The 15,720-nt window shown below is 71.6% G+C and carries 8 protein-coding genes and 1 pseudogene; 2 read left to right on the top strand and 7 right to left on the bottom strand.

Annotated features, from left to right (window positions below; genetic code table 11):
- Window positions 1–588 (top strand): annotated as a pseudogene (locus BLT23_RS37775) (acetate/propionate family kinase); the annotation flags it as partial.
- 26 nt (window positions 589–614) lie between these two features.
- On the opposite strand, the gene BLT23_RS37770 reads toward BLT23_RS37775, so the two are convergent.
- The 7 genes from BLT23_RS37770 to BLT23_RS41190 all read right to left on the bottom strand — a co-directional run bounded on the left by BLT23_RS37770 (window position 615) and on the right by BLT23_RS41190 (window position 9,609).
- Window positions 615–2,168 (bottom strand): glycoside hydrolase family 43 protein, encoded by a 1,554-nt coding sequence (locus BLT23_RS37770; protein ID WP_090059792.1) that lies wholly within the window; start codon window positions 2,166–2,168, stop codon window positions 615–617.
- Between the two features lie 23 nt (window positions 2,169–2,191).
- Window positions 2,192–3,037, bottom strand: coding sequence for a carbohydrate ABC transporter permease (locus tag BLT23_RS37765; RefSeq protein WP_090059790.1), 846 nt, complete (start codon window positions 3,035–3,037; stop codon window positions 2,192–2,194).
- Window positions 3,037–3,993: a carbohydrate ABC transporter permease gene (locus tag BLT23_RS37760; protein ID WP_176947131.1), complete on the bottom strand. Its 957-nt coding sequence runs from the start codon at window positions 3,991–3,993 to the stop codon at window positions 3,037–3,039. The genes BLT23_RS37765 and BLT23_RS37760 overlap by 1 nt, the downstream gene beginning before the upstream one ends.
- Window positions 3,990–5,255 (bottom strand): ABC transporter substrate-binding protein, encoded by a 1,266-nt coding sequence (locus BLT23_RS37755; RefSeq protein WP_090059787.1) that lies wholly within the window; start codon window positions 5,253–5,255, stop codon window positions 3,990–3,992. Before BLT23_RS37755 ends, BLT23_RS37760 begins: the two co-directional genes overlap by 4 nt.
- 393 nt (window positions 5,256–5,648) lie before the next feature.
- Window positions 5,649–6,881, bottom strand: coding sequence for a cytochrome P450 (locus BLT23_RS37750; protein WP_090059786.1), 1,233 nt, complete (start codon window positions 6,879–6,881; stop codon window positions 5,649–5,651).
- Window positions 6,878–8,806 (bottom strand): amino acid adenylation domain-containing protein, encoded by a 1,929-nt coding sequence (locus BLT23_RS37745; protein ID WP_176947130.1) that lies wholly within the window; start codon window positions 8,804–8,806, stop codon window positions 6,878–6,880. Before BLT23_RS37745 ends, BLT23_RS37750 begins: the two co-directional genes overlap by 4 nt.
- Window positions 8,803–9,609, bottom strand: coding sequence for an alpha/beta hydrolase family protein (locus BLT23_RS41190; RefSeq protein WP_176947129.1), 807 nt, complete (start codon window positions 9,607–9,609; stop codon window positions 8,803–8,805). The genes BLT23_RS37745 and BLT23_RS41190 overlap by 4 nt, the downstream gene beginning before the upstream one ends.
- 435 nt (window positions 9,610–10,044) lie before the next feature.
- On the opposite strand from BLT23_RS41190, the gene BLT23_RS37740 reads away from it, so the two are divergent.
- Complete coding sequence (locus tag BLT23_RS37740) at window positions 10,045–15,693, top strand: non-ribosomal peptide synthetase (protein ID WP_143036182.1); 5,649 nt, start codon at window positions 10,045–10,047, stop codon at window positions 15,691–15,693.
- Window positions 15,694–15,720 lie beyond the last annotated feature (27 nt).

Raw genomic sequence — 15,720 nt, 5'->3', positions numbered from 1 at the left:
GGCTTCCACGGCCTCTCCCACTCCTACGCGTCCCGCCGCGCGACCGAGCTGGCGGGAATGCCGGACGCACGAGTCGTCAGCTGCCATCTCGGCGCGGGCGCGTCGCTCGCGGCCGTGCGCGACGGCCGGTCCGTCGACACCACGATGGGCTTCACCCCGCTGGCCGGGCTCGTGATGGCCTCCCGCAGCGGCGACGTCGACCCCGGCCTGCTGGTCTGGCTGCTCAAAGCCGGCCTTTCCGTCGAGGAGCTCGAAGACGGCCTCGAACACCACTCCGGCCTCACCGGCCTGACGGGAACCGGCGACATGCGCGAGGTGCGCGCGGCAGCCGAGAGCGGACACCACGACGCGGTGCTGGCACTGGAGATCTACACCCACCGGCTCCGCCAGGCGATCAGCGCGATGGCCGCCTCGCTCGGCGGCGTCGACCTGCTCGTGTTCACCGGCGGGGTCGGCGAGAACGACGCCACGCTGCGCAACGACGTCGTGAACGGCCTGGCGTTCCTCGGGATCAAGCAGGTCCACGTCGTGCGGGCCCGCGAGGACCTGGAAATCGCGGGCCGGACACGTGCCGCGTTACGTCAATGACGTCCGCCCGGTCAACAAGTCCGTCGTCAGGAGTGACCAGGTGCGTCGAGCGGGCCGTGGTCGAACCAGTCGAACCACGCGGTGCCCTCGGTGACGTACATGCCGATCACCCTGCCGGTGAAGCCGGTGGCGACCTCCGTGGACAGGTACCTGCCGTCGAGCTCGGCCAGCGGTTCGGGGTCCGTGCCGACGTGGAAGGCGACGTAGTCGGGTGCGGCGACGTGCAGGCCCGACCTCCGCTCCTCCCCCGCCGTCCACCTGCGGGCGGACCTGGTGGTGATCACGAGGGTCACCGGGCCCTCGGGCACGGCGCGGGTGGCCACGACCTGGCGCAGGGGGCCGATGCGGGCGATCACGCTCGCTTGCCCGCCGGCCACCTCCAGGTCGTAGTGGTGGCCCTCGTCCAGGTGCACCGACAGGCCGGCACGTCCGGCGCTGTGGTCGAGCAGCACCGCGGTCCGGCTCTCGGGGTGTTGCTGGCGACGGCCGACGAAGGTGCAGCCGGGCCGGTCCAGCGTGCCGCCGGTGGCGTGCAGGGTGAGCCACCCCTGCCGGTCGGTCAGCGACCAGGAGCCGGACGGGCGTGACCGCAGGGAGATCAGCCGGGGGTCCAGGTCCGGGGCGTCGAAGTCGTCGCGCCGCGGTGCCGGGTCCTGCGGTCGCAGGGTTCCCGGCGCTCGCTCGCGCAGGTTGACGGGTCCGACGCGCGGCCAGCCGTCCTCCCACCGGACGGGGGTGAGGAACGTTTCCCTGCCCAGGACGTGGAACTTGGGGCTGTAGCCGACGGGGCGGGTGGCGAGCAGGACCATCCACCACTCGCCGTCCGGTGTGGTGACCAGGTCGGCGTGACCGGTGCTCTGGATCGGGTGGTTGGTGCTGCGGTGGGTCAGGACCGGGTTGGCCGGTGCCGGCTCCCACGGGCCGCGCGGGGAGCGGGCTCGTGCCACGGCCACGGTGTGGCCGCGTTCGGTGCCGCCCTCGGCGATCATCAGGTACCACCACTCGCCCACGCGGTACAGGTGGGGCGCCTCCGGCCATTGCAGGCCGGTGCCCGCCCAGGCGGGGAACGGGTCCTCCAGCACCTTCCCGGTCCCGGGGTCGACGCGGGCGATCTGCACGCCGGTGAACTCCGGGCCGTGGGCGCCCGCGAAGGCGGTCCAGCAGGTGCCGTCGTCGTCCCAGGCCAGGTCGGGGTCGATGCCGGGCAGGTCCAGCCACACCGGGTCCGACCAGGGGCCTTCCGGCCGTTCGGTGGTGACGAGGAAGTTGCCGCCCTGCGAGACGTTCGTGGTGATCATCCAGAACCGGCCGTCGTGGTGCCGGATCGTGGGGGCGTAGATGCCGTCGGACGCCATCGCGTCGGCGGGCAGCGGCAGCTGCTCCGGGCGGTCGAGGACGTTGCCGATCTGCCGCCAGTGCACCAGGTCGCGGCTGTGGAAGATCGGCACGCCGGGGAAGTACTCGAAGCTGGAGCACACCAGGTAGTAGTCCTCGCCGACCCGGCACACGCTGGGGTCGGGGTGGAACCCGGGGATCACGGGGTTGTCGTAGAACGACGTGCCGGAGGTCGGTGAGTTCATGTCTTCCTTGTCGTGCGAGGGCTTCAGCCCTTGAAGGCGCCTTCGAGGATGCCGGCGACCATGCGGCGGCCGACCACGACGAACAGCGCGACCAGCGGGATGGTGGCCAGGAACGAGCCGGACATGGCCAGGCCGAGGTCGACGTCGTAGCTGTTCTGCAGCGCCTTGATGGCGATCTGGGCGGTGTAGCGCTCGGGTGACTTGAGCACGATGAACGGCCACAGGAAGTCGTTCCACGCGGTGACGAACCCGAACAGGCCCAGCACGAACGCGGCAGGCCGCACGATCGGGAACGCGATGCGCCAGAACACCTGCCAGGTGCTCGCGCCGTCGATGCGGGCGGCCTGCATCAGCTCGTCGCTGATGGTGGCCGAGATGTGCTGGCGCATCCAGAAGATGCCGAACGCGCTCGCCAGGCCGGGCACGATGAGCGCCTGCAGCGTGTCGACCCAGCCCAGCTCCGACATGATCAGGTACTGCGGGATGACCGAGAGCTGCGTCGGCACGGTCATCGTCAGCACCACCACCAGGAACAGCGCGTTGCGGCCGGGGAAGCGCAGCTTCGCGAACGCGAAACCGGCCAGCGCGCACAGCACCGCCTGGCCCACCCCGATCGAGGTGGCCACGACCAGGCTGTTGAGCAGCGACTGCACGAACGGCACCGTGTCCATGACCAGGCCCGCGAGGTGGAGGAAGTTGCCGCCGGGCACGATCTCCGGCGGCATCCGCGTCGCGGTCGCGGTGTCCGTCGTGGCCACGATGAACATCCAGTACAGCGGGAACAGGCACACCACGGTGGCGATGCCCAGCAGCAGGTAGGTCCACCAGCGGACCCGGTCGAGGCGCCGGTGGCGCGGCGTGGTCGTCATCAGTCCGCCTTGATCCGGGTGGACAGCAGGTAGTTGACCGCGGCGATGGCCACGACCATGACGAACAGCGCGACGCCGACCGCCGAGCCGTAGCCGAACTCGAACTGCCCGAAGCCCTGTTCGTAGAGGAACAACGTCAGCGTCTGGCACTGCCGCACCGCCCCGCACGTCAGTGGCGCGCCCGTCGCGATCAGCAGCGGCTCGGTGAAGATCTGCAGGCCGCCGATGGTCGAGGTGACCACGGTGAAGATGATCACCGGGCGCAGCGAGGGCACGGTGATGTGCCGGAAGCGCTGCCACGGTCCCGCCCCGTCGATGGCCGCCGCCTCGAACACCGAGCGGGGCACCGCCTGCAGCGAGGCCAGGTAGAGCAGCGTGGTGTAGCCGAACCACCGCCACATCACCATGACCGCGATCAGCAGGTGACTGCCCCAGGTGGACTGCACGAAGTCCACCGGCTCCACACCGACCAGCCCGAGCAGCCAGTTCAGCATGCCGTAGTCGCGGTCGAACAGCTGCACGAACACGATCGCCGTGGCCGCCACCGAGGTGATGTACGGGACCAGCACCGTCATCCGGAAGAACAGCGCGAACTTCAGCCTGGCGTGGTTGAGCACGTGCGCCAGCACCAGGGCGAGCAGCAGCTGCGGCACCGTGGACAGCGCCCAGATGCTCACCGTGTTGCCGGCGGCGTTCCAGAACCGCGGGTCGCCGAACATCCGGACGAAGTTGTCGAACCCGATGAACACCTGGTCGCCGATGGGGTTCCAGTCGAACAGGGCCACGTAGAACGTGAAGGCGAACGGGAACAGCCCGAACACCCCGAAGATCACGAAGAACGGGGCGATGTAGGCGTACGCCGACAGGCGCTCGCCCACACCCGTCCTCTTCTTCGTCCTCGGCGGAGGTGGTGCGGCCCTGGAGGCCGGGGAGAGCGTGGCGGTCACCGCGGTCACTCGCCGATGGCGATCTTGATGGCGCGCAGCGCGTCGTCCCACGCCGTCGCCGGGTTGCCGCCGCTCTGCTCGACGTTGGTGATGGAGTTGAGGAACTCCTGGCCGATGACCGCGCTGTCGGGGCCGATGTAGAACGGCTTCAGCCCGAGCAGCGAGTCGGTGTAGATCTTGCCGGTCGGCGCGTCGGAGAAGAACGGGTCCTTCGAGTCGGCGAGCTGGGCGTCCTCGTAGACCGACGGGGTGGAGGGCAGGGCGCCGACACGGGTGAAGTGCTCCAGCTGCCCCTTCGGCGACTGCATCTCCTTGATGTAGTCCCAGGCCGCCTGCGGGTTCTTCGCGCGCTTGGGGATCGCCAGGTAGCTGCCACCCCAGTTGCCGGAGCCGCCGGGGATCGTCGCGATGTTCCACTTGCCCTTGGTGTCGGGCGCGGTGCTGCGGATGGTGTTGAGCATCCACGACGGCGCGGACACGGCCGCGTACTGGCCCTGCGCCATGCCCGCGCTCCACGCGCTCTCGAACGAGGACTGCCCGGCGGTGATCCCGGCGGTCGCCGCCTTGATGCCGAGGTCGAACGCGGCCCTCACCTGCGGGTTGGAGCTGTAGACCAGCTTGCGGTCGTCGCTGTAGTACTTCTCCGAGACCTGGTTGACCGCCTGGTAGAACACGCTGGTGGCCGCGTTGTCGGTGAACGCCTTGCCGGTGGCCTGCTTGTAGCGCTTGCCCGTCTCGATGAACGCGTCCCACGTCGGCCACAGCGCGCTCACCTGAGCGGGGTCGGTGGGCAGCCCGGCGGCGGCGAACAGGTCGGTGCGGTAGGCCACGGCCATCCCGCCCACGTCGGTGGGCACGCCCAGCACCTCACCGTCCTTGGCGACGCTCTGCTTCCACACCCAGTCCAGGTAGTCGCCCTTGATGTCGTCGGCGCCCAGCGTCCGCAGGTCCACGAAGTTCTGCGGCTGCTCCACGAACTGCGGCAGGTTGTCGCCCTGGATGAGCACCAGGTCCGGCACCTTGCCGCCGGCCAGCGCCGTGGTCAGCGACTGGGCTGTCTCCGTGGAGGTGCCCACCTCGGTCAGCTTGATCTCGATGTCGGGGCGCTTCGTCTTGTACGCGTCGACCGTCAGCTTCTGGTTGATGGCGGCGAACGACCAGAACTCGAAGGACTTCCCGTCGCCTCCCCCGCCGCCTCCTCCGCCGGGCGTGCAGGCGGTGAGGAGGGCCAGGACCGCGGTGACGCAAAGAAGGGGCGAGCGGAGTTTCACGACGCTTCTCCAAGGTGTGCGAGAACGAGTGGCGCCGCCACCGCGCGGTGGGCCACTGCGAACGGGCAGTCGCGTTGATCGGGTCGAGCTCCTGCCGCACCGTGCGGTCGAAACTTTCTTTCTCGACTCCGATTGTTAGCGCTCACGACAGTAAGCTGCGTCACAGGTGTCGTCAAGAACCGTTGTAATACTGGAAATCATCCGGGCTTAAATCGATCCACAGTGGACCTTTGTCGCAAAGTTTGTGAGCGCGAACGAGCTAAAAGTTTCGAAAATTCGTTAGCAGCGCCCGCTGCCTGTGAGCGCCCGGGCGAGGAAGTGGGAATTCCGGCGCCGCGCACCGGAAAGAAGCCTGCGACCTTCTTGTGCCGCAGGAAGAGAAGGAGCTCCGCGTCAGTGGTGGCGTTCGGCCGTCACGTGCACGGGCAGGCTCGTCGTGCCGAGGATGAAGTTGGAGCGCAGCGGGGCGGGCGGTCCCGCGAGGGTGAAGCGGATCTTGTCGCGGACCACGCGGCCGAACAGGGTTTCCAGTTCGATCTGCGCCACCTGGGCACCGATGCAGCGGTGGATACCGCTGCCGTAGGCGAGGTGCCGGTTGGGGGTGCGGGTGATGTCGAACGTGTGCGGGTCGTCGAAGACGCGCGCGTCGCGGTTGGCCGAGACGTTCCACAACGTCACCGACTCACCCGCGCGGATGGTCGTGCCGCCCAGTTCGAAGTCCCGTTTCGCGACTCGCTGCACGTACGCGTTGACGGAGGCCCACCGCAGCATCTCGTTGATCGCCGGCTCCAGCAGAACTGGTTCGGAGAGCAGGCGTTCGTGCTGTTCGGGGTGTGCGGTCAGGGTCAGCGCTCCCGTGCACGCCGTGTACGACGACGTCTCGTTGCCGCCCACCGCGACGTTCATGCAGTTGAACAGGACCTCTTCTTCCGACATCGGACGCCCGTTGAGGGTGGCGCGGCTCAGCAGGCCGACCAGGCCGTCGCCGCGGGTCATGCGGGGGTCCTGGAGCAGGTCGGCGAAGAACTCGAAGATCTCGGCCTGGGTCTCGGCGAGGCCGAACCGGTCGGTGCCGCCGCCCTCGGTCAGGACGGGGTCCCGGTAGCCGATCATCCTGCGGGTCAAGGAGATCAGGTGCCGGGCCTGGTCGTGGTCGAGTCCCACCATCGCCATGAGCGCCCCGGCGGGCAGCTCCGGCGCGATCTCGGTGGCGAAGTCGCAGCCGCCGTCGGCGAGAGCGCGGTCGACGGCGCGGTCCACCAGCCCCGTCACCTGCTCGCGGACGCGGTCCAGGAGGTGGCCCGCGAACGCACCGTGCAGAACGTGCCGGAGCTGCCGTTGCCGGGGCGGGTCGGACGCCACGAGCATCAGCCCGGTCGCGCTGTCGATCTGGCTGCCGATGGACCCGCCGAGCATCGCGCCCGCCGCCGAGCTGAACACGCCGTGCTCCCGGTAGGCGGTCACCAGGTCCCCGTGACGGGTCACCGCCCAGAAACCGGAACCGTCCCGCGTGGCGTTCCAGTGCACGGGGTCGTGCTCGCGCAGCCAGTCGAACACGGCGTGGTGACCGCCGTTGACGAACAGGTCGAGGTCGGTCAGGTCGAGCGTGGCGGGAGGCGCGCTCATCGCGGCTGCTCCTGGTCACGCACCAGGGCCGCGAGCCCGGCGAGGGTGCGCACCTCCAGGATCTCGCGCACGGGGACGGAGACGCCGCGGTCGCGCTTCAGGATGCGGTGGAGGCGGAACGCGCGCATGGAGTTGCCGCCCAGTGCGAAGAAGTCGTCCTCCGCACCGATCCGCTCGACGCCCAGCAGGTCCTCCCACAGGGCGGCCAGGTGGCGCTCCACCTCGTCTCGTGGCGGGACGGCGCGCGACTGCCTGCTCAGCTGGTCCTCCGCCAGCCGCCGCAGGCCGCTCAGGTCGCGCTTGCCGTGGGACGTGGCCGGGATGACGTCGACCTGGAGGAAGGCGGTGGGGACGAGGTAGTCGGGCATCTCGCGTTCGGCGAACTCGCGCAGCGCTTTGAGGCTGAACCCGTCCAGCGGCACGACCAGCGCGACCAGGCGCCGGTCCTGGTCGTCCCCCACGGCGACGACGGCGGCGTCACGCACCGAGCCGTGCCGGGCGAGCACTCGTTCGGCCTCGCCGGGCTCCACCCGGTAGCCGCGCACCTTGACCTGGTCGTCGGCGCGGCCGAGGAACTCCAGCACGCCGTCCTCGCGCCTGCGGGCGAGGTCGCCCGTCGCGTACATCCGGCCCCCGCCGGGGATGAACGGGTCGGGCCGGAACCGCTCGGCGGTCAGGGCGGGGCGGCCGAGGTAGCCGCGAGCGACACCGCGCCCGCCGATGTGCAGTTCGCCGACGGCACCGGTGGGCACCTCGGCGAGCCGGTCGTCGAGCAGGTAGACGGCGACGCCGTCCAGCTCGCGGCCGATCGGCACGGACCCCGCGTCGCTCTCGACCGAGTCGATCTGGTGCATCGTGCACGCGGTGGTGCCCTCGGTGGGGCCGTAGAGGTTGCAGAACACCCCGGTGAACGTGCCGGACACCAGCGCGCGGGCGGCGGCGGGCTGCAACACGTCCCCGCCGGTGTGCAGCACGCGCAACGAGGCGAACGCGTCGCGGTCGACGTGGACCACGTGGTTGACCACCATCGTGGGGGCCAGCATCGCCGTGATCCTCCTGCGGCGCAGCTCGCGTCCCAGGTCGTCGGCGACGAGGTCGGCGATGGCCGGGAGGACCGCGATCTCCGCTCCCGCGGCCAGCGCGCACCAGGTCTCGAAGTGGAAGGCGTCGAAGGACGGGCTGGAGACCTGGCCGACGCGGTCGGTGGCCGTCAGCTGCGGCAAGCTCTTGCTGGTCGCGAAGTGGACCAGGTTGCGGTGCTCCAGCACCACCGCCTTCGGCGCGCCGGAGGAGCCGGAGGTGAACAGCACGCACGCGGCGTCCTCGGAGACGACCCGTAGCGGGGGCAGGACCGGCTCGTCACCGCGGGCGGGTCCGGGGAACACCACGACGACGTCACGGCCGCCCAGAACCTCGGCGCGGCCGGGTTCGGTCACCGCGAACCGCGCGCCGCTCAGCTCGACCATGAGGTCCCGCCGGGCATCGGGGTAGCGGACGTCGACCGGGACGTACGCGGCACCGGCCTTGAGCACGGCGAGCAGCGCGACGAAGACGTCCCGGCCCGGCGTCAGGTACACCACCACCGCGTCGCCGAGCCGCACGCCCGCCTGGTGGAGGCGGCCGGCGAGGGCGTCGGACTCCGCGTCGAGGGCGCGGTAGGTCAGCTCGCCCCGGTCGTCGCTCACGGCCACGCGGTCCGGGTCCACGGCGACGGCGGCACGGAACAGCGCGACCAGGGTGTCTTCGTCGGTGCCCGCGGTCCGGTCCGGCACGCGCTCGGTCGTGAACGCGCGATCGACCTCTTCCAGGCACTGCTGCCTGCTGCCGCGGAACCCGGTGGCCGACCAGCCGGTCGGCGGCGTGTCGCCCGCCCACAGCGCGGGGCGTCCGCTCTCGTCCACGACGACGGTGAAGTGCCCGGTCACCGCTGCGCTTCCTTCATCTCGTCCCCGGCCAGGACAGCGGCGGAGGCCCGGTCCGCCACACCGAGGTGGTCGAGCACGGCGGTCCGCGTGTCCGGATGGCTGAGCAGCTCGTTGCGGGTCGAGTCGACCGCGACCACGGTCGTGTCGGTGGAGCCCGGCCAGTGCCCTCTCATCGAGTGCTCGCGGGACACGACGTGGAACACCGCGCCGCCCCACCGGGGCCGGGTGGCGTTGTGCGCGGCGACGAGGTGCGTCAGCCAGTCGACGTAGAAGTCGGCGATCTGCTCGGCGATCTCGGCCGTGTCCTCGTCCTCGCCGTCCAGCCGGAGCGCCTCGGTCGCCAGGTCGACGAAGCTCTGCCGCATCTTCGACACGCAGCCGGCCGGATCCGGGAGGAGGTCCTCGTCGCGGTAGGGCAGCGGCAGCTCCCCCGCCGTGGCCGCACCGCCGAACTGCTCGCGGACCTGGGCCAGGCCGACCCGGTACTGCTCGGCGATCGCCTGCGGCGTGGAGGGTTCGCCGTCGAACAGCACCAGCGGCACGGGTGCGCCGCAGCTGGCGGCGACTTCCTGCGCGATAGGTGCCGCCATGCAGTAGGCGAGCACGGCCGCGACGTCCTCGAACGGACCGTGGCGGCGCACGAGCTCGGCGGCGTAACGGGCCGCGTCGTACTCGCGCGGGAACGGCTCGGTCAGCAATGCGCGCACCTCGAACCCGAAGGACTCCAACCCGAGGTCGGCCACCCTGGACTCGGCGCGCCTGCCCGGGTAGTCGAGCACGAGCACAAGGCGCTTCTCCCCCACGGACTTCCCCCTCGTCCACCCCGGCCCGCGATCGGTGCCGCACGACAGTCAATTCACAAAGCCATCGCGACGTGCTGCCGCAACCTACTCCGGACGACAAAACTCACTGATGTGCGCCGATTCATCACACATCAGTGCGTGCATTGTCACCCGAGACCTCCGAGACTGTCCACAGCAGTGCAACATCACCCACCCCGACCCGAACAACCGCAGGTCAACGGCACTCCACGGCGCATCGGCGATGCGCCATCCCCACCGCGGCGGCGTGCAACAAGTGCCCTCGCGCGCATCCTGACGCAGGGGCACACAATTGTGTAGTCTCCGGATCGCCCACGTTGAAACCAGCGGGCCATTCATGACCGCTTCGACGACGCGACCGATTTCCCGGTCACGCGGGCGGCGACTCCATTTCCATCTCCGGGGGTGTTCGTGAGCGTGCTCGACGATTCCGTGAGTTCCTCACCGGCCGAGGGCGACCGGGTGCCGGATTCGTGGAACGACACAGCGCGGCCCTTCGAGGACACCGCGACGCTCGTCGACCTGGTCGCACGGTCGGTCCGGCGCGATCCGGGGGCGACCGCCCTGCGGTCGGGCGCGGGGCGCGAGCTGAGCTACGCCGAGCTGTGGGACAGGGCGGGCGCCGTCGCCGATGTGCTCGTCGCCGACGGCATCGGTCGCGGCGACTACGTCGGCGTCCTCGTCGAGCACTCCGAGTGGGCGATCACCGCGATCCTCGCCGTCGTGCGGACCGGCGCCGCGTACGTGCCGCTCGACCCCCGGTGGCCCGCGGCGCGCCTGGCCGAGCCGCTGGGGCAGCTGTCGGTGCGCTGGGTGCTGACCAGCGCCCGCCAGGCCGGGCTGGCGGAGGAGGCGGTCTGGCTCGGCTCGCCCTCGGCGCGGATGGTCTGCCTGGACGCCACCTCGTCCCCGATGAACCGCGGCGACGAGGACGAGGCCCGCGAGTTCTGGGACGAGGTCGCCGGGGACGAGGACGAGCTGCGGGCAGCGGGGTTCAACCGTGGCGCGGACGTGTTCCGGCCGGAGCAGGTGCGGGCTTACGTCGGCCACGTCGCCGACCTCGCGACCGCCGACGCACCGGGATCGGTGCTGGAGATCGGGTGCGGCACCGGCCTGATCGCCGCCGAGCTGGCCGGCCGCGTGAGCGAGTACGTGGGCGTGGACCCGTCGCCCGTCGCGGTGCGGCGGGCCGCCGCCGTGGTGAACGGCCGTGCGGCGGCCTCGTCGGTGCACACCGGGTTCGCGCACGAGGTCGAGAAGCTGTTCGGCTCGCGGAAGTTCGACGTCGTGCTCTTGTCGAGCGTCGTGCAGTTCTTCCCGGGACCCGACTACGCGCGCAAGGTACTTCGTGCGGCCGTGTCGCTTCTGGCACCCGGTGGCCGCGTCGTGGTGGCCGACGTCGTGAGCTACGACGAGCCGGGGACGGGTGGGCACGTGCGTCTGCCCCGGACGTGGTTCGACCAGCTCGTCGAGGAGTTCGACGTGCCGGTGGAGGTCGAGGTCGTGGACCGCTCCGGCGATCACTGGCACGAGTCGCTGGCGTGCCGCTACGACGTCGTCCTGCGCCGCGTCGGCGGACCGGCGCGCACCGGGCGCCGCCGGGTGCTGACGTGGACCGACGTGGAGGCCGCCCCGGCCAGCGAGGTGCCACGACCCGCTCAGCCCGGCAGCAGCGCCTACGTGATCTTCACGTCCGGGTCGAGCGGTCGTCCCAAGGGCGTCGAGGTCCGCCACCGGTCGGTGGTCAACCTGGTCGACTGGGTGAACCGCACCTACGACGTGTCGTCCAGCGACTGCCTGCTCCTGGTCACGGCCTTCACCTTCGACCTGTCCGTCTACGACGTGTTCGGCCTGCTGGCCGCGGGCGGCACCATCCGCGTGCTCGGCGACGAGGAGCTGGCCGACCCCGACCGGCTGGCCGACGTGCTCGACCACGAGCCCGTCACGTTCTGGGACTCCGCGCCCGCGGCGCTGAGCCAGGTGATGGCGGTGGCCTCGACCCGTCCGGTCCCCGCGGGACCGGCGCTGCGGCTGGTGTTCCTCAGCGGCGACTGGGTGCCGTTGCACCTGCCCGACCAGGTCCGCTCGCGGTTCCCGGCGGCGCGGGTCGTGGCGCTCGGCGGCGCGACCGAGGCCACGGTCTGGTCCAACCACTTCGACGTCGGCGAGGTCGACCCGGCCTGGCCGAGCATCCCCTACGGCCGTCCGATCCAGAACGCCCGCTACTACGTGCTCGACGAGCAGGGCGCTCCCTGCCCGATCGGTGAGCCGGGCGAGCTCCACATCGCGGGCGAGGTCGTCGCCGCCGGGTACGCGGGTGACGCGGAGCTGACCGCCGCCCGCTTCCTGCCGGACCCGTTCGCCGGTGGCGCGGAACGGATGTACGCCACCGGGGACCGCGCCCGCTGGCTGCCAGAGGGCGTCGTGCAGTTCCTGGGCCGCACCGACGACCAGGTCAAGGTCCGCGGGTACCGGATCGAGCTGGGTGACGTCCAGACGGCCCTGCGCCGCGTGGAAGGGGTGTCCGACGCGGTCGCCTTGGTGGTCGACGGCGCGAACGGCAAGGAACTGGTGGGCGCGGTCGCCGGTGCCGGGCTCACGGCGGCCGGAGTGCGGGCGCGACTGGCCGGGCTCCTGCCGTCGTACATGGTCCCCGACCACCTGGTGCCGCTGCCCACGCTGCCGGTGGGACCCACGGGCAAGGTGGACCGCCGGGCCGTGGCCGATCTGGTGCTGGAACGCTCCGAGCGTTGGCGCGCAACGACTCCGCAGGAGACCGGCCACGCCGTCGTCGACCAGGTGCTCGCCCTGGTCCGCGACGTGCTGGAGCGCGAGGTGGGGGTCGAGGAGTCGTTCCTGGACGCAGGCGGGCACTCCCTCGCCGCGGCCCACCTGCGCACCCGGATCAGGAGCGCCCTCGGTCCCACGCTGCGGGTGAGCGACATCCTCGGTGCCGGGAGCGTCGCCGAGCTGGCCGCCCTGGTGTCCACGCACACCGCCGACGTCGTGGAGACCTCTGCCGAGGCGCCGATCCGCCCGGACGGCAGGTATCCCGTGTCCCGTGCGCAGGCTCGCGCGTTGTTCGAGATCAGGAACGTCCCCGACGTCCCGGCGTACCAGAACCAGGTCTCCATCCGGCTGCCCGCGCATCTCGGCGTCGAGCGGATCGAGGCCGCCTTCGCCGCGGTCATCGCCGCCCGTCCGGTGCTGCGCGCGAACTTCCGCCCCGTCGAGGCGGAGTGGGAGTGCGTGATCGGCGATCCGTGGACGCCGGAGATCGAGGTGGTGGACCTGCGGCGGCCCGGCCAGTCCGGCGAACAGCGGGAACAGGCGTTGGCGGCGGCACTGCGGGAGCACAACGCCGTCGACTGGGACCTGGCGTCGGGCAGGCCCGTGGTGTGGCGGCTGCTGCGCGTCTCGGACGACGAGTGGGTGCTCAGCCAGATCGAGCACCACCTCGTGCACGACGGGTGGTCGCTGACCCTGTTGCTGCGCTCGTTGCTGGACGCGCTCGCGGGCGTCCCGCTCCAGCCGGAGCCCCGGTCCTACCACGAGCACGTCGCCGCCGAGGCGGTCCAGGCCGCCGGTCTCGCCGACGCACCGCACTTCCGGTCGAGGGTCGAGGCGCTCACCGGTGCCCCGACCGAACCGGTCTCGCCGCTGCCGGACATCGGGCGGCACAGCGGGGAGACGGCCGCCGCGCGTGCCGACGCGATCAGCGTGGTGCTGGAGGGCGAGTCGTACCGGGCCCTGGAGCGGTGGGCCCAGCAACGAGGGGCCACGTCGTTCGAGCTGCTGATGGCCGCCTTCCTGGCCACCCTGCACGACCAGAGCGGCGTGGACGACCTGGTGATCGGCTCCGCGGTGAGCGCACGGCCACCCGGTTTCGAGGCCACCCTGGGCATGTTCGTCAACACCGTCCCGGTTCGCGCGCGGTGGGAGGACGACTTCGGGGCGTTCCTGGCCGTGGTCAGCTCCTCGCTGCGTGACGCGGTGGACGCCGAGCTCATCCCGTACGACGCCTTGCTCGACGGTGTGCGCCGGGCCGAGGGAACCCGGCGTGACGCGCTCTACCGGTGCATGTTCAGCGCGCACAACGCCGCGCTGCCGGACACCGCCGTGGCGGGAGGCGGGCGTGCCTTCCTGGAGTACCACCAGAACGGCACCGCGAAGACGCCGCTGGACGTGCTGGTGCTGCCGAAGCAGCCCGATGCCGACTCGGCCGCCCCGCCGGGATCGGTGCGCCTGGTCTGGGAGTTCGACCGCTCGCTCTACTCCACCGACCTCGTCCGCGCGATGGTTGACCGCTTCACCACGGGGCTGGTCGAGCTGGCCGGTCACGTGCTGGCCGGATCGGCGGACGGCTGGACGTGGCCGGCGACGGCCCCGTCGGTGCTGACCGGTCCGCCCGCGCGGCACCGGCCGGACTACGCGCCGCGGGCGGCCGCCACACCGGCGATCGTGGGGATGGACGGCACCACCACGCACGACGACCTCGCGCGCATGGTCAAGGCGTGTGCGCGGGAACTGGCGGCAGCGGGCGTGGGTGACGGTGATGTCGTGGCCGTCGACGTCGCCAGGGACGCGGCGCACTGCGCGAGGGTGCTGGCGGTTTCCGCGGCAGGCGCGGCGGTGATGCCGGTGAGCGGCTCGATGCCGGCGGACCGGCTCCGGGCGGCCCTGTCCACGGCGCACGCGCGGTGGACCGCGGACGGCGTGCTCACCCGCCTCGACCACGCGGCGGTCGTACCCGCTGAACCGGACACGGCGTACGTGGTGCACACCAGCGGCAGCACCGGCACGCCGAAGCGGGTGCCGGTCAGCCGGGCCACCGCCGCGGCGTACACCGCGGCGTTCGCCGACGAGCTCGGCCTGACCTCGAACGACGTGGTGGCCGCGACCGCTTCGCCGCTGTTCGACGCCTGGTTCGAGGAGGTGCTGCCGGTCCTGGCGGTGGGGGGCGCCGTGCTGCTGACGAACCTCGGCGACGGCATCCCCGGCCTGCTCGACCAGGTGGAGGCGGCCGGGGCGACGGTGCTGGACCTGCCGACCGCACTGTGGACGGTGCTGGCGGATCACCTGGCCAGGCGCGACGAGAGGCTGCCCGCGTGCGTGCGCGCCGTGGTCATCGGCGGTGAGGCGTACGATCCGGCACTGGCCGCCGCGTTCGTCCGGCGCCACCGGGGAGCGGTCACCCTGCTGAGCACCTACGGCCCGTCCGAGTGCGGGGTGTCGGTGGCGTTCCACCGCGTCGGCGGCGCCGAGTCCCGGCGTGGCGCGCCGCAGCTCGGGCGGCCGATCCCCGGCTCCGTGCTGTGCGTGGTGGACCACGACGGCCGCGGCGTGCCCGTCGGGCGGCCCGGCGTGCTGGGCATCGGCGGAGTGCCGTGCCGCCCCGGTCTGCCGGGCACCCGCCCGGTCGACGGCGTCGACGGACCGGTCTACCTCACCGGTGACCTCGTGCGCCTGACGCACCAGGGCGAGATCGACTTCCTCGGACGGGCCGACGGCGGGCTGAAGGTGCGCGGCTTCCGGGTCGCGCCGGAGGAGGTGGAACGGGCGGCGCTGCTGGTCGGCGGCGTCAGCCGGGCGGCAGCCACCGACGTGCCCGCTCCGGACGGCTCGCCGCGCCTGGGCTTGGTCGTCGTGACCGACCTGCCCTCACGGGGGACGCAGCTGCGGAGCGCGGTGCGCACCGCCATGTCCGCGCACGTGCCGGACTACATGCTCCCCGAGGTCGTCGTGGCGGTGCCGGAACTGCCGGTGAACCAGCACGGCAAGGTCGACCGCGCCGAGGTCCGGTCGCTGCTCGCCGCCGAGCCGTGGTCGGCGGACGGCGCTCCCTCCCACCAAGGAGGGGGACGGCTGCGCACGCTGTGGTCCAGCGCGCTGGGAGCCGCCGCACCCCACGACGTCGACTTCATCACCGCCGGTGGCGACTCGCTGTCCGCGATGCGGCTGGCCACGGCGATCGAGAACGAGTTCTCGGTGCGCTTGAGGTTCCGCGACGTGCTGCGCGCCGAGAGCTGCGCGGCGCTGGCCGACCTGGTGTCGACCATGGCCTGAGCGTCCGGGAGGACCCGGCCGTGCCGT

Source organism: Lentzea fradiae (assembly GCF_900100955.1).
Lineage (GTDB): Bacteria > Actinomycetota > Actinomycetes > Mycobacteriales > Pseudonocardiaceae > Lentzea > Lentzea fradiae.
This window is presented reverse-complemented; position numbering and strand designations above follow the sequence as displayed.

Excerpts from the sequence above, each read along its gene's own strand:
- BLT23_RS37750 (WP_090059786.1), bottom strand. The coding sequence starts at position 6,881 with ATGAGCGCGCCTCCCGCCACGCTCGACCTGACCGACCTCGACCTGTTC.
- BLT23_RS37770 (WP_090059792.1), bottom strand. The coding sequence starts at position 2,168 with ATGAACTCACCGACCTCCGGCACGTCGTTCTACGACAACCCCGTGATC.
- BLT23_RS37765 (WP_090059790.1), bottom strand. The coding sequence starts at position 3,037 with ATGACGACCACGCCGCGCCACCGGCGCCTCGACCGGGTCCGCTGGTGG.